Source organism: Rhodococcus sp. R1101 (assembly GCF_000278445.1).
In the GTDB taxonomy this organism is placed as follows: domain Bacteria; phylum Actinomycetota; class Actinomycetes; order Mycobacteriales; family Mycobacteriaceae; genus Rhodococcus; species Rhodococcus gordoniae.
Genome location: NZ_AJVB01000025.1, coordinates 1 through 20,959 on the forward strand (window position 1 = coordinate 1; position 20,959 = coordinate 20,959).

The 20,959-nt window shown below is 68.1% G+C and carries 19 protein-coding genes, 1 tRNA gene and 1 pseudogene; 15 read left to right on the forward strand and 6 right to left on the reverse strand.

Annotation, left to right across the window (positions count from 1 at the left end; all coding sequences use genetic code 11):
* Positions 1–126: 126 nt before the first annotated feature.
* The gene (locus tag R1101_RS0103900) at positions 127–1,287 is read right to left on the reverse strand and encodes a GIY-YIG nuclease family protein (protein WP_026002848.1); all 1,161 of its coding nucleotides are present in this window, start codon (positions 1,285–1,287) and stop codon (positions 127–129) included.
* 112 nt (positions 1,288–1,399) lie between these two features.
* On the opposite strand from R1101_RS0103900, the gene R1101_RS0103905 reads away from it, so the two are divergent.
* Together R1101_RS0103905 and R1101_RS0103910 are read left to right on the forward strand one after the other, a co-directional pair.
* Positions 1,400–2,419: a hypothetical protein gene (locus tag R1101_RS0103905; RefSeq protein WP_016932182.1), complete on the forward strand. Its 1,020-nt coding sequence runs from the start codon at positions 1,400–1,402 to the stop codon at positions 2,417–2,419.
* A gap of 86 nt (positions 2,420–2,505) precedes the next feature.
* The gene (locus tag R1101_RS0103910) at positions 2,506–3,105 is read left to right on the forward strand and encodes a putative glycolipid-binding domain-containing protein (RefSeq protein WP_081494020.1); all 600 of its coding nucleotides are present in this window, start codon (positions 2,506–2,508) and stop codon (positions 3,103–3,105) included.
* Here the strand turns inward: R1101_RS0103910 and R1101_RS0103915 are convergent.
* Both R1101_RS0103915 and R1101_RS0103920 read right to left on the reverse strand, forming a co-directional pair.
* Positions 3,102–4,448 carry an amidase gene (locus R1101_RS0103915; protein WP_016932184.1) on the reverse strand — a complete coding sequence of 449 codons (1,347 nt, stop codon included), beginning with the start codon at positions 4,446–4,448 and terminating at the stop codon, positions 3,102–3,104. The genes R1101_RS0103910 and R1101_RS0103915 overlap by 4 nt on opposite strands.
* Positions 4,436–5,398 (reverse strand): prephenate dehydrogenase, encoded by a 963-nt coding sequence (locus R1101_RS0103920; RefSeq protein ID WP_026002849.1) that lies wholly within the window; start codon positions 5,396–5,398, stop codon positions 4,436–4,438. The genes R1101_RS0103915 and R1101_RS0103920 overlap by 13 nt, the downstream gene beginning before the upstream one ends.
* A 48-nt stretch (positions 5,399–5,446) precedes the next feature.
* Between R1101_RS0103920 and R1101_RS0103925 the strand changes: the two genes are divergently transcribed.
* From R1101_RS0103925 to R1101_RS30830, 5 genes and pseudogenes are all read left to right on the forward strand, one after another.
* Positions 5,447–6,007, forward strand: coding sequence for a tRNA adenosine deaminase-associated protein (locus tag R1101_RS0103925; RefSeq protein WP_026002850.1), 561 nt, complete (start codon positions 5,447–5,449; stop codon positions 6,005–6,007).
* Positions 6,008–6,484 carry a nucleoside deaminase gene (locus tag R1101_RS0103930; protein ID WP_016932187.1) on the forward strand — a complete coding sequence of 159 codons (477 nt, stop codon included), beginning with the start codon at positions 6,008–6,010 and terminating at the stop codon, positions 6,482–6,484.
* A 46-nt stretch (positions 6,485–6,530) separates the two neighbouring features.
* Positions 6,531–6,621: transfer RNA gene (locus tag R1101_RS0103935), tRNA-Ser, on the forward strand.
* A 279-nt stretch (positions 6,622–6,900) separates the two neighbouring features.
* Complete coding sequence (locus R1101_RS0103940) at positions 6,901–7,644, forward strand: hypothetical protein (protein WP_016932188.1); 744 nt, start codon at positions 6,901–6,903, stop codon at positions 7,642–7,644.
* Between the two features lie 219 nt (positions 7,645–7,863).
* Positions 7,864–8,076: pseudogene (locus tag R1101_RS30830) on the forward strand (alpha/beta fold hydrolase); the annotation flags it as partial.
* A 468-nt stretch (positions 8,077–8,544) separates the two neighbouring features.
* Here the strand turns inward: R1101_RS30830 and R1101_RS25790 are convergent.
* The gene (locus R1101_RS25790) at positions 8,545–9,342 is read right to left on the reverse strand and encodes an SDR family oxidoreductase (protein WP_016932191.1); all 798 of its coding nucleotides are present in this window, start codon (positions 9,340–9,342) and stop codon (positions 8,545–8,547) included.
* Between the two features lie 60 nt (positions 9,343–9,402).
* Between R1101_RS25790 and R1101_RS0103960 the strand changes: the two genes are divergently transcribed.
* Positions 9,403–9,897, forward strand: a complete 495-nt coding sequence (locus tag R1101_RS0103960; RefSeq protein WP_016932192.1) for a metallophosphoesterase family protein — start codon at positions 9,403–9,405, stop codon at positions 9,895–9,897.
* 62 nt (positions 9,898–9,959) lie between these two features.
* Here the strand turns inward: R1101_RS0103960 and R1101_RS0103965 are convergent, their stop codons facing one another.
* Entirely contained in the window at positions 9,960–10,502 is a 543-nt protein-coding gene (locus R1101_RS0103965) for a TetR/AcrR family transcriptional regulator (protein WP_016932193.1), read from the reverse strand.
* Between the two features lie 97 nt (positions 10,503–10,599).
* On the opposite strand from R1101_RS0103965, the gene R1101_RS0103970 reads away from it, so the two are divergent.
* Both R1101_RS0103970 and R1101_RS0103975 read left to right on the forward strand, forming a co-directional pair.
* On the forward strand, positions 10,600–12,144 hold the full coding sequence (locus R1101_RS0103970) for an MFS transporter (RefSeq protein ID WP_016932194.1): 1,545 nt from the start codon (positions 10,600–10,602) through the stop codon (positions 12,142–12,144).
* Positions 12,145–12,153: 9 nt separating this feature from the next.
* The gene (locus R1101_RS0103975) at positions 12,154–12,840 is read left to right on the forward strand and encodes a YceI family protein (protein ID WP_016932195.1); all 687 of its coding nucleotides are present in this window, start codon (positions 12,154–12,156) and stop codon (positions 12,838–12,840) included.
* Here R1101_RS0103975 and R1101_RS0103980 read toward each other — a convergent pair.
* Positions 12,821–13,768: a sterol desaturase family protein gene (locus R1101_RS0103980; protein ID WP_016932196.1), complete on the reverse strand. Its 948-nt coding sequence runs from the start codon at positions 13,766–13,768 to the stop codon at positions 12,821–12,823. The genes R1101_RS0103975 and R1101_RS0103980 overlap by 20 nt on opposite strands.
* A 185-nt stretch (positions 13,769–13,953) precedes the next feature.
* Here R1101_RS0103980 and R1101_RS0103985 point away from each other — a divergent pair, with 185 nt between their 5' ends.
* The 5 genes from R1101_RS0103985 to R1101_RS25795 form a co-directional block, all read left to right on the forward strand.
* A complete protein-coding gene (locus R1101_RS0103985; RefSeq protein WP_016932197.1) occupies positions 13,954–14,418 on the forward strand; it encodes an RrF2 family transcriptional regulator in 465 nt (154 codons plus the stop codon).
* A 96-nt stretch (positions 14,419–14,514) separates the two neighbouring features.
* A complete protein-coding gene (locus R1101_RS0103990; RefSeq protein ID WP_016932198.1) occupies positions 14,515–15,108 on the forward strand; it encodes a TetR family transcriptional regulator in 594 nt (197 codons plus the stop codon).
* Positions 15,109–15,203: 95 nt separating this feature from the next.
* Positions 15,204–17,540, forward strand: coding sequence for an MMPL family transporter (locus tag R1101_RS0103995; RefSeq protein WP_016932199.1), 2,337 nt, complete (start codon positions 15,204–15,206; stop codon positions 17,538–17,540).
* Between the two features lie 93 nt (positions 17,541–17,633).
* Entirely contained in the window at positions 17,634–19,361 is a 1,728-nt protein-coding gene (locus R1101_RS0104000) for an ABC transporter ATP-binding protein (protein ID WP_016932200.1), read from the forward strand.
* Positions 19,358–20,959 (forward strand): ABC transporter ATP-binding protein (locus R1101_RS25795; protein WP_016932201.1); only part of this gene is annotated, 1,602 nt, incomplete at its 3' end. The genes R1101_RS0104000 and R1101_RS25795, both read left to right, overlap by 4 nt.

A 20,959-nucleotide genomic window follows, 5' to 3' on the forward strand; every position in this document is an offset into this window, starting at 1 on the left:
CCGAAAGGGGACCCACAGCAGTGGGTCCCCTTTCGTGTTTCTGTAGCCGAAGATATGCCGGCCCAACGGTTGTCGAGAAACAGAAACGGCGCTGCTCCCCGGCTCGGGCCGGGGAGCAGCTCTGTATCAGGAGCGCGATGCCTTCGGACGCGCGACCGGCCGGGGCAGAGCACGCGTCAGACGAGGCGCCCACCCGTGCGACGGCCAGCGCTTGAGGCCGAGCCGGTCGGGCGTGACGCGAGTATTGACGAACTTGCCCTCGAGCTCGTCGTCGGCTTCCCCGACGAACCGGTAGAGGATCGTGCCGCCGTTCTCTTCGGTGCGAGCGGCCGCCTCCCAGCCTGTGGCGCGGTAGACCGCCCGGACGATGTTGTCGGCAACGACGATGATCGGCAGTCCGTCGATTCCGCGAGCGGCCGAACCCGCCGGCCACGGCTTGGATGCGAGTTCGCGCACCGCCGCGGGGGAGGCCTTCTTCGCTTCGTTGACCCGGAGCACCACGCACGGCGTCGGCAGTTCGGGAGCGGGCGAGGCCGAGTACTGCCGCACGAGTTCGGCGATCGGAATCGCGGTGCGGTCGGCTTCGGATTCCTCGGTGGAGCCCGCCAGGTTGGTGAGCACCCATTCGCCGCGGTGTGGTTCGGTCAGTCCGAGTGCCGCGATGACCGCTTCGGCCGTCACGGCGGCGGTGTGGTCGCCGTCCGTCTTGGGGTTCAGGGCGTCGGCGACGACGAAATGCTCCACTGCGTAGCCGGACTCGTAGACGGTTCGGATGCGCCGCAGAGCCGCCTCGGTCTCCGGTGTGGCCAGCGGTGCCTTCTCGCCGGACTCGGTGAGCTTCGAGGTTTCCCCGAGTGCGGTCCACACCAGGGCGAAGATCCGGTTTCCGCGTCCGGCACCGATGTAGAAGATGCTGCGGTCGCGTGGGTCGAGCAAGGCGTAGACGTAGGCATCGAGCTGGTCGCAGATGTTCTTCGGAAGCAGTTTCGGGCTGGGAGCGCGATCGTCGACGTGGTTCACGAGGGCACGCAGGACGGTCAGGCGCAGCGCTACCGGTACCTTGCCGGCGGACCCGCCGAACAGTTCGCGGTTGGCTACGTCCACGGAACCGAAGGTGCGTCCGATGTGACGACTCAATGCGCCGAGCGCGTGGGTGAACTCCGCAAGTCTCTGGCGTGGATCGTCCGCTGTGTCCGGCAACTCGTTGCTGGTCAGGAACATCTGGATCTCGGGAGATTCCAGCAGAGTTTGGGCAATGTTCGGAGGAACTGTCCACACTGTGCGCATAGAGCGACTCTAGGCCACACAGCACATCGGGGAGCCGCTCCGCGCAGGCGCCGCGCCGCCGGATCCGGCGGAGAAACCCGAGGAGAACCCGGGCGGGATAAGCTCGCGAGCCATGACAGCGGTGCTGACCCGTTCCCGTTCTCGGCTGTTGCGGGACACCGCGTCGTCCGCGCAGGTCGAAGCGCTCTTGATCACCGCGGTGGCGACCGTCCTCGTCACGCGTCTGTACCTCCATCTGACGGGCTATCCGCAGGTCGGCGGGTCGGTCCTGCACATCGCGCATGTGCTGTGGGGTGGGCTGCTCATGATCGCCGCGTTGATGGTCTCGATGACCTTCATCGGCCGGGCACCCGATCGCATCGCGGTGGTGCTCGGCGGTATCGGCTTCGGTCTGTTCCTGGACGAGGTCGGCAAGTTCGTCACGAAGACCAACGACTACTTCTACCGCCCGTCGGTGGCCATCATGTATGTGGTCGTCGTGTTGTTGCTCGTGGCCAATCGGGCGGTGCATCTCCGTCGTGGCCCCTCGGCCGACGAGTATCTCGCCAACGCGGCGCTCACTGCGACGGACGGGCTCACCCACGGTCTGACACCGACCGATCGCGACCAGGCGCGAGTACAGCTCGAACGAGCTCGGGAGGGTGGGGTCGATACCGAGGTCGTCGAGCAGATCGACCTCCTTCTCACTCGGTGCCGGGAGGTGCCGTCGCGTTTTTCGTGGGTGTCGATCCGGTTGCCGGATCGTCTGCGGGGCGACCGGAGCGTGCGGGTGGCGGCGGCTCTGCTCACGCTGTTCTCCGCCGGCATTCTCGTCAACGCGGTGGCCACGCTGCAGGAAGATCTCGCCGAGCGGACGAACGACGTGATGACCGTGATCCAGCTCGTCGGCTCCGCCGTCACCGTCCTGCTGTGCGTGGTGGGTTCGGTGGCCCTCTGGCGTCGGCAGAGATGGGCCGTTCGTGCGCTCCGCACGGCCGCGTTGATCACGGTCTTCTTCGTCGATGTCCTGGAGTTTGCCGTGCAGGAGTTCGGAGCTCTGCTCAACGTCGCTGTCGGTGCTGCGGCATTGTCGGTGTTCTCACACCATCTGCGGCAGGCATCCCGCCACGAGGCATTGCCGGACACCGCGTAGCGGTGTGGGAATCCTGTCGCGGTCGGGGCCGACGAATCACGACACCGCCGCCCACGGTGTGCCGTTCGTCGCATAACGTATAGACCGTGAGCATCCCAGCCTCTGACGCCACCGGTTCCGCGTCTACCTGGCCCGCGCTACTCACGTGGCGTGCGGTCGATGTACCTCGGATGGAGTCGGTACGAGTACAGCTCTCCGGCCGCCGCATCAAGGCATCCGGCCGCATCGTGGCTGCGGAGTGCACCGATCATCCGGCATTCAGCGCGTCCTACGACCTGGTGACGGACGAGAACGGTGTCACCCGCAGATTGTCGGTACGCACCACGCTCGCCGCAGGTGAGCGCCACATGTCGCTCACGAGGTCCGAAGAGGGCATCTGGATGTCCGACAACGGCATCAACCATCAGCGGTCCACCTTCGGTGGGGCACTGGATGCGGACGTGGTGTTCAGTCCGTTCTTCAATGCCCTGCCGATCCGCCGGCACGACCTGCAGACCGGAGCCGCCGACGTGGAGGTGCCCGTCGTCTACGTCAATCTCATCGATCTCAGCATCGAGGAGGCCACGGTCGTCTACAGCAGCGCGTCCGACGGAATCCACGTGTTGTCGCCGCGATCGTCGTCGTCGGTGACCGTCGACAAGGACGGCTTCGTCCTCGAATATCGGGGTCTCGCTTCGCGGATCTAAGGTTGTCCCGACGCCTCCACCGCCATGGCCACAGCGAACGCGGCCGATTCGGCGGGGTGGCTGCCGTGCCCGCGGGTACCTCCGGTAAGCCCGACGATCTGGAGCCCGACCGGCGTCGAATCCCCATCCGGGGCCGGCACCGACACGGCCGGAACACCGAGGACGCTGAACGGGATGCACATCTGCAGCAGCGGCGCGCGCAACTCGACGGGATCGCTCGTGAGCGGCGCCGAACGCACACCGGTCGTGACGGTGATCAACGCATCGAGCTTGTCCACGCTGCGGAGGCGATGTACGACGTCGTGACGTAGTCGCGTCACCGCTCGGGCCGCCCGGATGTAGTCGTAGGCGGGCCGGTCGCGCTGCGCGGCCAGCAGAGCGGCCGTCGGGGGTTGATAGCGTCCGGGATCGGCCTCGAACCACGCGCGATGCGTCTCGTACGCTTCCGAACCGGTGACCACGGGATACAGCTCGAGCATCTCGTCGGTCTCGGGCAGTTCCACGTCGACGACGCGGGCACCCAGATCGGTGAGGGTGCGACACGCAGTCTCGACCGCGTCGTCGAAGACGGGCGACAGATCCCAGATGCCACCACGCAGCCGTCCGATGCGCAGTTCGGAGACCGGGGTGCGCAGGTGCGCGATGCCGGGAAGGGCGCCCCACGCGAGCGACGAGTCCAGGGCGTCGGTTGTGAGCAGACCGATGTGGTCGAAGGTCGTCGACAGCGGGAACACGCCCTGTTCGGGCAGCGCCCCGAAGCCCGGCTTGAACCCCACGATCCCGCACAGCGCAGCCGGGGTGCGCACGCTGCAGCCCGTGTCGGTTCCCAGCGCGACGGGCACGATGCCCCGTGCGACCAGCACTGCGGATCCGGACGAGGAACCGCCACTGATCAGATCCGGATCGTGCGGATGCGCGGCCGCCCCGGTTGCGTTGACCAATCCGGTGGGTCCGTAGGCGAACTCGTGGAGATGGGTCTTCGCCACCACGATCGCTCCGGCCTCACGGAGTTTCTCGATGATGCGGGCATCGCGCCCGGCCGGGGGTGCGCCGGCGAGGACCGCGCTGCCGCAGCGGGTGGGGAATCCAGCGACGTCGATGTTGTCCTTCACCGCGACCGCGACGCCGTGCAGGGGACCGATCCAGTTCCCCGCGGCGATCTGTTCGTCGGCGAGGGCTGCGGCTTCGAGGGCAACCTCGTCGTTGCGGGCGGCGACGGCGTTCTCCCAGGGGGTGCCGGTGAGAGCGTCGAGTTCTGCAAGGACCGAGCGGACGTGGTCGGTGGCGGTCGTCTTGCCGGTGGCCAGGGCCGATGCCGTGTCGCGGAGGTTCATCGCGTCCACACTCCACCGCGACGTCCGGCCTCGCGGAATACTGCGATCCAGCCGTCGTCGCCGGGTTGCGTGCCGACGATGGGGTCGCGGCGGCGCTGTTCGTAGCGGGTCCGGGCCTCGTGACCGGCGCGGGTGAGAGCGGAGGTGCTGCGGTCGGCGAGCTGCTCCCGGGCCGTCGTCAGCACGTCGAGGGTTTCGTCGAGCGCGACGAGGAGGGCCTCGGCATTGCCCTCGCACATCGCGTCCACCAGGGACGGGGCCGTCGCCGCAACCCGCGTGCCGTCTCGGAACGAGCCGGCGGCGAGACCGAGCGCGAGATCACCACCACCGGCGCCCGACAGGGCCAGCGCTTCGGCGAGCAGATGGGGGAGATGGGACACCCGCGCGACCGCCGCGTCGTGTTCCCCGGACTCGGCGGGTACGACGACGGAGCCGCAGTCGAGCGCGAGGTCGGCGACCTGCCGCCACACCTCGGGATCGGTGCCGTCGTCGACGGTGATCACCCACACCGCGTCGCGGAACAGTTCGGCGGTGCCTGCGGTCCATCCGGACTCGGCCGTTCCTGCCATGGGGTGTCCGCCCACGAAACGTCGCGACAGGCCGTGTGCGGCGACGGCAGCGGCCACTTCGGCCTTGACGCTCACCACGTCGGTGAGTGCGACATCGGGTGCGTGTTCGGCCACCGCCTCGAGGATGCTGCCCACCGCCGGCATCGGCACCGCGACCACCACCAGGGCGTCGGCGTGGGCTGCGCGACGCAACGTGGCGGTGAGGTCGGTGGAGGCGTCGAAGCCGTCGGCGACAGCAGCATCGACGACCTGCGCGGAGCGGTTGTAGCCCCATGCCTGTCGACCCGTCGCCGCGGCGGCGCGCAACAGCGAACCACCGATCAGGCCGAGACCGAGGACACAGACGGGCGGGGAGGACACGGCTGAGGACACCTTCTCAGGTTGGCATATCGCGTGCTGGGCTTCATTCACCGGACGCGGCAGACTACCGTTGCGCCCATGGCTGCACAGCGTGTAGGGAACAAGAGCCCTTCCGTTACCCCGAGTGGGAACCCTACGGGGAATTCGAACGACGACCTCGACGGTTTCGCCGTTGCCGTGACGCGTGAGGAGGGTCGTTGGAAGTGCCGGGCGTTGGCCGGTGCTGCACTGACGAGTCTCGACGCTGCGGTGACCGAATTGAGGGAGCTGAGAAGTTCCGGCGCGGTGTTCGGTCTGATCAACGTGGACGACGAATTCTTCGTCATCGTGCGTCCCGCACCGTCGGGAACGAGACTGTTGCTGTCCGACGCGACGATGGCTGTCGACTACGACATCGCTGCCGACGTCCTCGATGCGCTGAACGTCGAGATCCCCGACATCGATCCCGACGAACTCGACGACATCGAACCGTGGGAGGAAGGCGACCTCGGCATCCTGGCCGACATGGGTCTGCCCGAGCCTGTGCTCTCGGTGATCCTGTCGGAGACCGACCTGTACCCCGATGAGCAGCTCGACGAGATCGCGCAGCGACTCGGTTTCGACGACGTCCTGGGTAACACCCTGGACAAGCTCCGTTAGATGGGTCTGCGCGACGACGAGGCATTGATCCGGGTCGCGCTGGAGGTCGCCGCTGCCGCGCCCGCCGGTGATGTGCCGGTGGGCGCGGTGGTGTTCGGGCCGGACGGCACCGAGATCGCGAGAGCCGCGAATTCCCGCGAGGCCACCGGAGACCCCACCGCGCACGCCGAGGTGCTCGCCCTGCGCGCGGCAGCACAGGTCTACGGCGACGGATGGCGTCTCGAGGGCGCGACCCTCGCCGTGACTCTCGAGCCCTGCACGATGTGCGCGGGCGCGTTGGTGCTCTCCCGGGTGTCGCGGGTGGTCTTCGGGGCGTGGGAACCGAAGACGGGAGCCGTCGGATCGTTGTGGGACGTGGTGCGCGACCGGCGGCTCACGCATCGCCCGGAAGTGCGCGGTGGTGTGCTCGAAGCCGAGTGCGCTGCGGTGCTCGAGGAGTTCTTCCGCGACCATCGTGGTCCGGCATCGGAGCTGTGACCAGGGGATTTCGGCTGAGGCGCTCGATCCGGTAAAGTCTTCTAGCGGTGGCGTGTCCGAGCGGCCTAAGGAGCACGCCTCGAAAGCGTGTGACGGGTAACCCCCGTCCGTGGGTTCAAATCCCACCGCCACCGCCAGAAAGCCCCTCACCTGTTCAGGCAGGTGAGGGGCTTTTCTCATGTCCGGAGCGCCGATGGGAGTGACTGCCCGGCACGCTCGGCGATGTCCGGCTCCGAGGTCGAGGAAAATCCGTTGGCGCTCGCGCCGGCTACTGCTACCTTCAGGGAAGCCGTGCGAGTGAACGAGGAGGTGGTACCCGTGAACGCAGTATCGACGTGGGTGCTCCGACTCGGCGTCACGGTCGGACGATAGGTCGTCCGGGAGCGCCACCAGAGCACTCCCCGAAAGGCACGACCATGCATTTCGAATCCGAGCGGCCTCTCGACGACGGCCGCATCGTCGAACGTGAATTCGTCCTCGACGACATTCCGGGACTCATGTGGACGCCCGCTTCCGCATCGGCGTCTGCCCCGGTGCCGTTGATCCTGCTCGGCCACCCTCCTCTGGGACTGCGCAGGATGTATCCCCGCCTGGTGGCCCGGGCCGAGCAGGCCGCAGCCGAGGGCTTCGCGACCGCCGTCCTCGAACTCCCCGGAAGCGGCACCCGCCCCCGGTGGCCCGCCGTCGAGCAGGCGCGTACCGACCTGCATCGTGCGATAGAGACGGGCGAGCCGGTGAGCGCCGCGATCGTCGACGCACTCGTCCTCCCGTTGGTCGACAGAGCAGTGCCGGAATGGCAAGCACTCCTGGACGACCTGCTCATGCTGCCCGAGGTCGGCGGCCCCGTCGGATGTTCGGGGGGAGTGATCTCCATCGGTATCCGGTTGGCAGTGGTCGAGCCTCGCATCGTGGCCGCAGGTCTGTACGCGGGGAGCTTCGTTCCTCGCGTGATGTTCGACGAGGCTCGCGAACTCACCGTTCCGGTGCACATGCTGCTGCAGTGGGACGACGAATCGAACGACCGCCGGGCGGCCCTGGACCTGTTCGATGCCATCGGCTCGAAGGAGAAGACACTGCAGGCCAATATGGGCGGGCATACCGGCGTCCCACCGTTCGCAGTCGAGGACGCGTCCAGGTTCTTCGTGCGCCACCTGCGCTGATGCAACCGGCTGCATTCGCACGGGCCTTCCCATAGGTTCGCGCCTGCATGCTCGCAATCGGGAGGGGGAATAGTGGAGCGCGTCTGCTCGACGATGGTCGGACGCGCCGGATCCGACGTCCCACCGGCCGTTCTCGTGCACGGGGTGCCGGCCTGAGGAGACGACGAGACCTAGGGTTTCGGTCGGCAGCGGCCCTGGGGCGCGTCACGTCGGCTGATCCTGATGGACCGACGCGGGCATGGCGATTCGCCGGATCTCGACGGGGCCTGTCGCACCGACTGCGAGGTGGACGCCGCCGACATCGTCGAACTGCTCGGCGACGGCGCCCACCTCGTCGGGTATTCGTACGGTGCGGTCGCAGCGATGCTCGCGGCGGCGGAACGGCCGGACCTGGTGCGTTCGCTGTGCCTGATCCAGCCCGGGTGCCTGAAGGTTGCGGAGAGCGAACCGGTGGCCGCCGAGAACCTCGCCCGCGCTCGCGGGTCACAGGCGGCGCTCCCGCCCGAGCTCACTGCGGAGGACTATCTGCGTCTCACCACGGAGAGCGTCGGCATGCCACCGGCCGAGGCCACCCCGGAGCGGCTGTGTGCAGCGTCGACGTCGATGCGGGAGAGGCCGTGCTGGGATGCCGACATCCCCTTCGAACCGATCGCCGCGGCGCCGTGGCCGAAGCTCGTCGTCGTCGGCGATCCCAGAGCAGCACCGTTCACGAGCATGAAGTCCGACGCGCCGCCCGCGCCGATCAGGGCCCAACACCTCGGGACGATAGGTCGCTCGGTAACCCCTCGCCGTTCCCGCTCCGAATCGTCCCGCAGGCGGTGTCGTGCGCATCCAGTTCCCCCAACTCCGAGTCGACCACCGCCCGCCTGTGGAAGCCGGCGGAGGGGTGACCGGTCGTCGTCAGAGTTCGCGCCAACTCCCGTCGTTCATGTCGTGTCCGTGTGCGGCCATCAGCATGAGGCCGCCGTCGACGGGAAGGGAGCGGCCCGTCAGGTACGACGAGCGAGGGGACGCAAGGAACGCGACGACGGACGCGACCTCGTGGACGTGCCCGGGTCGCCCGGTAGGGTTGCCCGGGCGCTCCTCGTGGAAGGCCTCGGATTCGTCCATGCCGGTCATGGGCGTGGAGATCTCACCTGGAGCCACCGAGTTGACCGTGATGCCGTACCGGGCCCATTCCAGCGCCAGACATTGCGTGAGCATGCCGAGTCCGGCCTTCGCCGTGCAGTAGGCGGACGCGCCGAAGCGGGGGATGTGCTCGTGGACGCTCGTGATGTTGACGATCCGGCCGCCTTTACCGGAGTCGATCATGTGCCGCGCGGCGCGCTGCGCACACAGGAACGGGCCGTCGAGGTCGGTGGCGAGCATCTCCCGCCACCGGTCGAAGGACAGGTCGAGTACTTCGTCGCGGTGCCCGGTGCCGGCGTTGTTGACGAGCACTCCGAGACCGCCGAGTTCGCCGGCGAGTTCGTCGATCACGTCGGCGGTGTCCGGGCTGGTCAGGTCCTGCCGGGCCACGAAGCATCGTTGTCCGCGCTGCTCGACCGCGACACGGGTGTCCTCCGCCCCGGCCTCGTCGGTGTGGAAGGTGATGCCGACGTCGAAACCCTCGGCGGCGAGCAGTTCGGCGGTCGCCTTGCCCATGCCCGAGTCGGCGCCGGTGACGATGGCGAGTCTGTCGTGAGCTGGAGTGATCATGCGTCGTGGTTACCCGTGAGTGTCTGCGGCACACAGCGAACCCGCGGCAGACTGAGGGCCATGCTCCTGTTGCTGCTTGCCGACACCCATGTGCCGACGCGCGCCCGCGACCTGCCGTCGCAGGTGTGGGACGAAGTGGATCGTGCAGACGTGGTGATCCACGCGGGCGACTGGATGGACGTGTCGTTGCTCGATGCTCTGGAGGAACGGTCGCAGCTGCTGGTTGCGTGCTGGGGCAACAACGACGGTCCGATCCTGCGGGAACGGTTGCCGGAGGTCGCACGCGTGACCCTCGACGGTGTGCGGGTGGCGGTGGTGCACGAGACCGGGGCGTCGACGGGCCGCGACAAGCGGATGGCTGCCGCCTATCCCGACACCGACGTTCTCGTCTTCGGTCATTCGCACATTCCCTGGGACACGACGGCACCGAGTGGATTGCGCCTGCTCAATCCGGGTTCACCCACCGACCGGCGTCGTCAGCCGCACTGCACGTACATGACCGCGACCATCGAGGGCGGCACGCTGCGCGACGTCGAACTGCATCGGCTCGGATGAGGGTGACCGAAGGGAGGTTGTGTGCGTACTTTCGCGAACGGACGCACACGACCTCCCCGAAGTCAGTCGTTCGGGCCGATCAGCTTCCGCACGACGTCGAGGAGTTCGTCGACGTCCTCGGGCGGCGTCTCGCTCGTCTCGCCCGACATCGCGGCCCCGTAGTAGAGCCCGTCTCCGATGAGCATCACCGCTCGCGCTGCTGCGGGATCGCTGACCTCCGCGGACAGGGCCTCGAACCAGCCCTGGTGGATGCGGCGCAGCGCCTGCTGGGCGCGCGGGTTCGCGGTCTGGCTCAGGCGGGTCAGGGCGACGATGGCCCGGTCGAGCGGAGTGTCGGCGTAGACCGAGGTGCGGATGTAGTACGCCGCGGGTCCTTCCGGGGCCGCATTCATCACCTCCACATCTTCTGCCGCAAGCGCTTCGAGGTGCTCGGCGAGACCCTCGACCAGGGCATCCTTCGACGGGAAGTGGTAGAGCAGACCACCTTTCGAGACACCGGCGTTGGCGGCGACGGCCTCGAGGGTCGCGGCGCGCTCGCCTTGCTCGAGCAGGATCGTCACGAAAGCGTCGAGGAGTTTGGCGCGGGCGGCGGGGGCGGGTGGCACGGCCCGATCGTACGACGTCGTTACTGTACCGTCCAGCTGGTACAGTAACGGGGGTTCGAATCCCCCTCGCGAAAGTTCGATAATCGTGGCGACATCTGTGCCTGTTTCGGAACCCACCGTGACGAAGGCGGCTGCCCGGGACTGGGTCGCCCTCGCGGTACTGATGCTTCCGGTGCTGCTCGTGTCGGTCGACAACACCGTCCTGGCCTTCGCGCTGCCCGGGATCTCCTCTGCGTTGCAGCCCACCGCCGCGCAACAGCTGTGGATCATCGACATCTACCCGCTGGTGCTCGCAGGTCTGCTGGTGGCGATGGGCAGTCTCGGCGACCGCATCGGGCGACGCCGGCTGTTGCTCGTCGGCGCGACCGGATTCGCCGCCGTCTCGGTCGCGGCGGCCTATGCGCCCTCCGCGGAACTGCTCGTGACGGCACGCGGTGTGCTCGGCTTCTTCGGGGCCATGCTCATGCCGTCCACATTGTCGTTGCTGCGCAACATCTTCCTCGACGCCGCCCAGCGTCGCCTCGCCATCGCGGTCTGGGCCTCGTGCTTCGCGGCGGGAGCTGCGCTCGGGCCGATCGTGGGCGGATTCCTGCTCGAACATGCCTGGTGGGGTTCGGTCTTCCTGCTGGCCGTGCCGGTGCTGATCCCGCTGCTGGTGCTCGCGCCGATCTTCGTCCCCGAGTCGAAGGATCCGAACCCGGGCCGCATCGACGTCGTGAGCATCGCACTGTCGCTACTGGCCCTCGCGCCGATCGTCTTCGCCATCAAGAAGGTCGCCGACAGTGGCCTCGGTGCCGTCGCCGTCGTTGCGGCCGTGGTCGGTGTGGTGGCGCTCGTCGCGTTCGTGCGCCGGCAGTTGCGGCGCCCGAACCCCATGCTCGACGTCCGCCTGTTCCGTGTTCCCACCTTCTCCGGTGCCGTCGCGGTGAACCTTCTGTCCGTCGTCTCCCTCGTCGGCTTCCTGTTCTTCGTGTCCCAGCATCTGCAACTGGTGATCGGGCAGAGCCCCATGCAGGCCGGCCTGAGTCTGGTTCCGGGACTGGCCGTGATGGTCGTCGCCGGGATGTCGGTGGTTGCGATCGTGCGGTGGGTGCGGCCGTCGTCGATCATCGTCTCGGCGCTGCTGCTCTCGGCGATCGGCTACGCACTGGTCTTCCTGCTCGCCTCACCGTCGGCGCTCACACCGATCATCGTCGCGTTCGCGGTCCTCGGCGCGGGTATCGGTGCGGCGGAGACGCTGTCGAACGACCTCATCGTGTCGAGCGTTCCACCCGCCAAGGCCGGTGCCGCGTCGGCGGTGTCGGAGACGGCCTACGAGATGGGTGCCGTGCTCGGTACGGCGATCCTCGGTTCGGTGCTCTCCGCGTCCTACACCGCGCACCTCCTGCTTCCTGCCGGGTTGAGCGCGGAGCAGGCGGAAGCCGCCCGGGAGACGCTCGGCGGCGCCCACGCCGTGGCCGAGACGCTGCCGGCCGACCGGGCCGACGCGCTGCTCGCCGCAGCAGGATCGGCGTTCGACAGCGGAGTCACGATCACTTCCGGGATCGGGGTGGTCCTCATGATCGTCTCTGCCGGAGTCGCGTGGTTCACGTTGCGTCCGCGCCGTGACGTAGCCCCTCACACGGAACCCGACATCGTTTAAATTTGCAGGATGCGGAAACTGGTGTGGGCCCTCGTCGCCGTCGTGGTCGTGGCGGTCCTCGGCTTCTTCGTCGCGCCATGGGTATACGGGACTTTCATCGCCGAGGACGACGCACCCGCGGCTTCCGTCTCGACCGAGGGCGCCGAGGCCGCGACCGGCGGGCTCGACGGTGAGTGGACCGTCGTCGCGGGAACCGAACCCAACCGCACCGCCGCGGGGTACACCGTGCACGAGATCCTGCGCGGCGCCGACGTCACCGTGGTGGGCAGCACCGATCAGGTCTCCGGGTCGGCGACAGTCACCGACGGCACCCTCGACGCCGCGGAGGTCGTCGTGCAGGTGGACGGCATCACCACCGACAGCGGTCAGCGCGACGGCCAGTTCCGCACGCGGGTGATGGATACCGCCACCCATCCGACGGCGACGTTCACGCTCACCGAGCCTGTGGATCTCTCGTCCGTGCCCGGCGACGGCAGCATCGGGTCCGTGACCGTGACCGGCACGCTCACCCTGCGTGGTGCGGAACGGCCCGTGACCGTCGACGTCGACGTCCTGCGTACGGGCGAGCGCCTCGTGGCGTCGGGAAGCATCCCGGCGACCTGGTCGGACTACGGCGTCGAACCGCCGAACCTCGGATTCGTGACGGTCGACGACGCGGGCAGCGTCGACTTCCTCGTCACGCTCGAGCAGAACTGACGGTCTCGGTCTCCTCCACGTGCGTCGGCCGCGGCGCCCAGCCGGGCGGGCCGAAGACGTAGCCGAGCTTGTCGCGGAACTTCCCGGCCGTACGCCAGTCGCGGGCGATCGCCCGGTACTCGTGGGTCTGCAGGTCCCAGATGTTGTACGTGCCGACGGGCTTGGTGAGCCCGTAGGTCGGGCGGTGTTCCTCGGCCTTGAAGGTGCCGAACATCCGGTCCCAGACGATGAGGATGCCGGCGTAGTTGCGGTCGAGGTAGTCGGGGTCGGAACCGTGGTGGACCCGGTGGTGCGAGGGCGTGTTGAACACGAACTCGATCGGGCGGGGGAGCCTGCCGACTCGCTCGGTGTGCACGAAGAACTGGTAGACGAGGCTGACGGAGAAGCCGACGAAGACCATCCACGGCGGGATGCCGATCAGGGGCAACGGCAGCCACATGATGATCTCGCCGCTGTTGTTCCACTTCTGGCGCAGGGCCGTCGCGTAGTTGAAGTACTCGCTCGAGTGGTGTGCCTGATGGGTCGCCCAGACCAGGCGGACGCGATGGGCCATCCGGTGGTACCAGTACCAGAGGACATCGATGCCCACGAGCAGGATCACCCACGTGTACCAGGCGTCGGCCGGCAGGTGCCAGGGTGCGACGTAGACCCACAATGCCGCATATCCGACGAGCGCCAGGACCTTCCATGCGGCACTCGTGGCGACGGAGACGAGGCCCATCGAGATGCTCGCGCGGGCGTCCCGCTTCTCGTAGCCGCCGCGCGGGGGGCGGGTGCGTCCGTCGGGTCCGGGGTCGACGTGTTCGAGGGTGCGCGCGGCGACCCACTCGAGGATCAGGAAGGTGAGGAAGGCGGGAATCGCCAGAGTCACCGGATCGTGGAGAGGGTCGAGCAACGACCCCCACGATTCCTGCAAGGTTTCCCACATCGCAACGACCTCCGATAGCTGTGAACAACCGTCCACATTACCTCCGCTGTGGCATGGATCACCAGAGGTGTGGAACGGCGACTCGCACCCGCGCGATGCCGGGCGGTTCGGTATTGCTGGTAGGAATTGACCGTCCCCGTCGAGACGGGCACGCCGAGGACATCAGGCAGCGCGAGAGGCATGGCATGCACATCACCGCGAGGGTCGACTACGCCGTGCGGACCCTCCTCGAACTCGCGGCGATCGAGGACGGTCGCCTGACGAAGGCGGAGACCCTCGCGACGGCGCAGAACATCCCGCACAAGTTCCTCGAGGCGGTGCTCGCCGACCTGCGGCGGGGCGGGCTGGTGAACAGCAGGCGGGGACCCGAGGGTGGTTATTCGCTCGCGCGACCCGCGACCGAGATCTCCATCGCCGACATCATCCGCACGGTCGAGGGACCGCTCGCGTCGGTGCGCGGCGAGCGGCCCGAGGATGTCGTCTACAGCGGGGCGGCCGAGCGGTTGCAGGACGTGTGGATCGCGGTGCGTGTGAACCTGCGCGCCGTGCTCGAAGAGGTATCGCTCGCGGACGTCGTCACGGGCGGCCTCCCCGGGTTCGTGGAAGATCTCACGAAGGATCCGGGCGCCTGGGAGCGTCGCCGGGTGTGAAGCCCGCAATAGAGCGGAATCGCCTGTGGGCGATGTCATAACTTTGCACGACTCTGCAAACTTACAGAGCTCTGCAAAATCGGTACCGTGGATGGAGTGACCATCACTCCCGGCCTGCGCGACCGCAAGAAGGCAGCCACTCGTGCGGCTCTCGCGACCGCCGCGGCCGAACTCGCCCGTGAGCACGGTCTGTCCGCCGTGACGGCCGACGCGATCGCAGCGCGCGCGGGTGTCTCGACCCGCACCTTCCACAACTACTTCGCGAGCAAGGAAGACGCCGTCCTCGCGTACCTCGAGACCAGGGTCGAGGAGTGGATCGATCTGCTGCGCGATCGTCCCGCCGACGAGGACATCATGGACTCGTTGCTGACGGTGGCCCTGGACGTCGTGCAGAACCCTGCCTGGCCGTTCGACGAGATCGTCGCATGCATCACCCTGCTCGAGGAGAGCAACGTGCTGCTGTCCCGGCAGATCGAGGTCGAGCGCCGCTCGTCGCAGTTGCTCGTCGAGATCATCGCCGAGCGCACCGGCACCGACCCCGCCTCGGACCTGTATCCGTCGCTGCTGAACTACGCCGCCATGGGTGCTGTGCGGGCAGCCATGGAGACGCATGCGGCCGGGACGGCGGACCGGTCGGTCGAAGAACTCATCCGCGAGGCGTTCGACCGGCTCCGACGTGGTTTTCCGTAGCGGTGCTCTTCCCTGACTCCCACTCCGCCCGACCGCGGAATCCGCCCCACCATCCGGCCCTCCACCAGGATCTTCCGACATAGAAAGGGTGCCCCGTGGCGACCTACCTGTACCGGCTGGGCAAGTTCGCCCACAGACGGAAGGGCGCAGTGCTGTCCTTCTGGATCGCGCTGCTCGTCCTCTTCGGGGTCGGTGCGGCAACTCTGTCCGGGCCCACCACGGACGCGTTCACGCTTCCGGGCACCCCCGCGCAGAAGACCCAGGACCTCATGGCCGAGCGGTTCCCCTCGGCCGAGGACCCCATGAACGGGCTCAGCGCGCGCTACGTGTTCGCGGCACCCGACGGGCAGACGCTCGACGAGCCCGGCAATCTGGCCGCCGTCGACGAGGTCCTCGCCGCGATCCGCGGCATCGACCGGGTCTCGCCGGCCGCGAAGGTCGACCCCGCCACCGCAACTCCGGAGGAGCAGGCCGGCGCCCTGGTCGGCCCGGTCCTCGCCGACGCCGGTCTCGTCGAGCAGATGAAGGCCGTCGCCGCGCAGAAGGGCACCCCCGAAGAGGCTGCGCTGTCCGACGCCCAGGCCCTGTCGCCGCTGAGCGCCGACCGCACCGTCGGCTTCGTCACCGTCCCGTTCGAGGGCGAGATCACCGACGTCGACCAGGCGCTGCGCGACCAGATCTTCGATGCTGCCGAGATCGGCCGTGACGCCGGTCTGACCGTGGAGGTCAGCGGCACGGCCGCCGCCGAGATGGGCATGCCCGGCGGCACCGCCGAACTCATCGGCATCGGCATCGCCGCGATCGTGCTCACCCTCACCTTCGGCTCGCTCGTCGCCGCCGGACTCCCGCTGATCACCGCGCTCGTCGGCGTCGGCATCGGCAGCCTCGGCATCACCATCGCCACCGGCTTCGCCGATCTCAGCTCGATGACCCCGACGCTCGCGGTGATGATCGGCCTCGCTGTGGCCATCGACTACTCGCTGTTCATCGTCTCGCGTTTCCGGCACGAACTCACCATCACCTCCGATCGTGGCGAGGCCGCCGGACGCGCCGTGGGCACCGCCGGTTCCGCAGTCGTCTTCGCCGGCCTGACGGTGATCATCGCCCTCATGGCACTGAGCGTCGTCGGCATCCCGTTCCTGTCGGTCATGGGTTATGCCGCCGCGTTCACGGTGCTCATGGCCGTGCTGATCGCCGTGTCGTTGCTGCCCGCCGTGCTCGGACTGTTCGGCGAGAAGGTCTTCGCGGGTCGCGTCCCGTTCCTGAACAAGCGTGAGTCCGACGAGGACACCCCCAAGGCGGGCGCCAAGTTCGTCGGCCTGATCACCCGCCGCCCCGCGATCCCGCTGGTCGCCGGTGTGGTCCTCCTCGGTGCGCTCGCCCTGCCCGCCACCGGACTGAATCTCGCGCTGCCGTCGGAGGCCACCGCGGATCCCGCCACCAGCGCCCGCAAGGCCTACGACCTGATCGACGACGGATTCGGCCCCGGGCGCAACGGCCCGCTGGTCGTCGTCGTCGACACCCAGGGTGCCGAAGTGGAGCCCCCGGCCGCGTTCGGTGCCGTCGTCGGTGCCCTCTACGAACACGACGAGGTCGCCAACGCCCAGATCGTCGCGGTGAACGAGGCGGGCGACACCGCCCAGATCCTCGTCACCCCGCGCAGCGGCCCGACCGACCCCACGACGATGGACCTCGTCCAGAGCATCCGCGACGGCGAGGCCGAGCTGCACGAGGAATTCGGCCTGTCCTACGGCGTGACCGGTCAGACCGCGCTCGAGGGCGACGTCTCCGACAGCCTCCAGAGCGCTCTCGCCCCGTACCTCGCCGTGGTCGTCGGCCTCGCCTTCATCCTGTTGATGCTGGTGTTCCGCTCGATCCTGGTTCCGCTCACCGCCACCCTGGGCTTCCTGCTCAGCGTTCTGGCGACCTTCGGCGCCACCGTCGCGGTGTTCCAGGAGGGCTGGGGCGGTCTGATCTCCAATCCGCAGCCCATCGTGAGCTTCATGCCGATCATCCTCATCGGTGTCGTCTTCGGTCTCGCGATGGACTACCAGGTGTTCCTGGTGACGCGGATGCGCGAGGACTACGTGCACGGCGCGAGCGCGCTGGACGCGGTCCGCAGCGGCTTCGCCCACGGCGCCCGCGTGGTGAGCGCAGCGGCGATCATCATGATCTCGGTGTTCGCGGCGTTCATCGCGGAGCCGGACTCGCTGATCAAGTCGATCGGGTTCGCGCTCGCGGCGGCGGTCTTCTTCGACGCCTTCATCGTCCGCATGGTCATCATCCCGTCGGTGATGGCGCTGCTCGGCGACAAGGCGTGGTGGCTGCCGAAGTGGCTCGACAAGATCCTTCCGAACGTCGACGTCGAAGGTGAGAAGCTCACTCGCGAGCTCGCCGCCACCGAGTCCACCCCGGAATCCGCACGACTGTGACGAACCACCGGGCGGCCGCGTACCCGCAGCGGTGCGTGGCCGCCCGTCCGTCCGTGGAGATCGTCGCAGGAAGGCGCGGGTAGCGTGATGCCCATGTTGCTACGGCTGTTGCGCCGCTTCATGGCGCCCTACCGGGGTGCCCTCGCGGGGGTCGTACTCCTGCAGCTGATCGCCACCGGGGGCATGTTGCTGCTCCCGAGTCTCAACGCCGACATCATCGACAACGGCGTGGCGACCGGGGACATCGATTACATCGTGCGCACCGGTCTGGTGATGCTCGGCATCGGCGCCGTCGAGATCGGGGCCGCGATCGGTGCCGTCTACTTCGCGGCGCGTGCCGCGATGGGCTTCGGCCGCGACGTGCGACTCGCGCTGGTCCGCAGCGTCGGGCAGTTCTCGGCGCGCGAGTTCGGGACGTTCGGTGCCCCGTCGCTGATCACCCGCAACACCAACGACGTGCAACAGGTCCAGATGCTCGTGCTCATGACCTGCACCATCGTGGTGACCTCCCCGATCATGGGGATCGGCGGCGTGATCATGGCGATCCGTCAGGATCCCGGCACCTCGCTGGTGCTGGTCGTCGCCGTGCCGGTGCTGATCTTCACGATGATCACGCTCATCGCCCTCATGCTTCCCGGCTTCCGGGTGATGCAGAAACGCATCGACTCGGTGAACCGGGTGCTGCGTGAGCAGATCACCGGCATCCGAGTGATCCGGGCGTTCGTGCGCGACGAGACCGAGAAGGCCCGCTTCGACGGCGCCAACGACGACCTCACCGCGACCGCCCTGCGCGTCGGACGAGTGAACTCCGTGCTGTACCCGGCGGTGCTGCTGATCTCGAACGTGAGCACCGTGGCCGTGCTGTGGGTCGGCGCTCACCGTATCGACGCCGGTGCGATGCAGGTCGGCTCCATCACCGCGATGATCACCTACATCGCCCAGATTCTCATGGCCGTGCTCATGACGTCGTTCGTCGCAATCATGGCGCCGCGCGCCACGGTCTGCGCCGAACGCATCCTCGACGTCCTCGACACGGAACCGACGGTCACCTCGCCCGCAGAACCTGTCCGTGCACTCCCGCCCCGCGTCACCCTCGAACTGCGAGGCGCGGGTTTCTCCTATCCGGGCGCCGACGCCCCCGTGCTGAGCGGGGTGTCGTTCCGCGCCGATCCCGGTTCCACGACCGCGATCATCGGCGGCACCGGCTCGGGCAAGAGCACCCTGATGCGGCTCGTGCCGCGCCTGATCGACGTCACCGCCGGGCAGGTGCTCGTCGCGGGTGTCGATGTCCGGGCGCTCGACACCACCGTGCTGCGCTCACGCATCGCCGTGGTGCCACAGAAGGCGTACCTGTTCTCCGGGACCATTGCCGACAACCTCCGGTACGGGCGCGCCGACGCCACCGACGACGAACTGTGGCACGCCCTCGAGGTCGCGCAAGCGGCGGACTTCGTCCACAAGAGCGAGGACGGGCTGAACACGGTCCTGGCCCAGGGCGGCACGACCGTCTCCGGCGGGCAACGCCAGCGACTCGCGATCGCCCGGGCCCTCGTTCGCCGGCCCTCCGTCTACCTGTTCGACGACGCCTTCTCCGCACTCGACCCGGCGACCGACGCCCGGTTGCGGGCGGCGCTCGAGCCCGAGACGCGCGATGCATGCGTGCTCATCGTCGCGCAGCGGGTCTCCACGGTGCAGGACGCCGATCGCATCGTCGTCCTCGACAACGGCGTCATGGTCGATTCCGGGACGCATCTGGGGCTGCTCGGCCGGTGCCGGACGTATTCGGAGATCGTCGAGTCGCAGAGGATGGCCACGGTATGACGACTCCGGAAGCCGCGGCGCCGTCGCGTGTGCGCACCGTCAGCCGGGTGCTCGGTCTGCTCCACCCGCAGCGTTACGCCGTCTACTCGGTCCTGTTCTCCGCCTTTCTCGGGGTCGTGAGCATGTCGGTGGCGCCCTTCGTCCTCGGCCGCGGCACCGACGTCATCTTCGACGGGGTGGTGGGCATGCAACTGCCCGCCGGCCGGTCCAAGGAGGAGGCCGTCGCCGGTCTGCGCGCCGAAGGACGCGACCAGTTCGCCGACATGGTCTCGGGTATGGATGTGGTGCCCGGGCTCGGCATCGACTTCCCGGCCCTCGGCCGGATCCTCGTCATCGTGCTCGCGCTGTACCTGCTCTCGTCCGGCCTGATCTGGGTCGCCGCCTACGGCCTCAACGAGATCGTGCAGCGTGTCGTGCGCGACATGCGGTCGCGGGTCGAACGCAAGATCCACCGGCTTCCGCTGCGCTATTTCGACACGCATTCGCGCGGCGACCTGCTCAGCCGTGTCACCAACGACATCGACAACGTCTCGGCGGGCATGCAGGAGTCCATCTCCCAGCTCGTCCTCGCGGTCCTGACCCTGTTCGGGCTCGTGGTGATGATGCTGTACATCTCGCCGATGCTGGCGGTGGTCGCGATCCTGACCGTCCCGGCGTCGGTGGTGGCGACGGTGATCATCGCGAGGCGCTCGCGCAAGCACTTCGCAGCGCAGTGGGAGACGACCGGCAAGCTCAACGGTCAGATCGAGGAAGCCTTCACCGGACACGAGCTCATCACCGCCTACGGCCGGACGGAAGAAGTGCAGCGGCGCTTCACCGACACCAACGAATCGCTGTACCAGGCCTCCTATCGGGCGCAGTTCGTGTCCGGTCTGGTGATGCCGTTCGTGACCTTCCTCGGCAACATCGGTTACGTCGTCATCGCGGTGCTCGGTGGTCTGCGGATCGCGTCGGGCACCGCGACGCTCGGTGAGATCCAGGCGATGATCCAGTACTCGCGGCAGCTCGTGCAGCCGCTCGCGCAGATCGGCGCGATGGTCAACCTGCTGCAGTCGGCGTCCGCGTCGGCCGAGCGGGTATTCGCCGTGCTCGACGAACCGGAGGAGGAACCGGAGGTCGCGGCGCCGACGATGCCGTGGAGCCGGCACGGCCTCGTCGAGTTCGAGAACGTCGCGTTCTCGTACACCCCCGACCGGCCGCTCATCGAGAACCTGTCGTTGCGGGCCGAGCCGGGCCAGATGATCGCGATCGTCGGCCCGACGGGCGCCGGCAAGACCACCCTCATCAACCTGATCCTGCGGTTCTACGAGGTCGACGCGGGACGGATCCTCGTCGACGGCGTGGACATCCGCTCGATGTCCCGCGACGAGCTGCGCTCGCGCATCGGCATCGTCCTGCAGGACACCTGGCTGTTCGGCGGCACCATCCGCGAGAACATCGCCTACGGCAATCCGTACGCCACCGAGAACCAGATCATGTCGGCGGCCCGGATGAGTTACGTCGACCGTTTCGTGCGGGCCCTGCCCGACGGCTACGACACCGTCATCGACGAGGAGAACGACGGCAACCTCAGTGCCGGTGAGCGTCAGCTCATCACG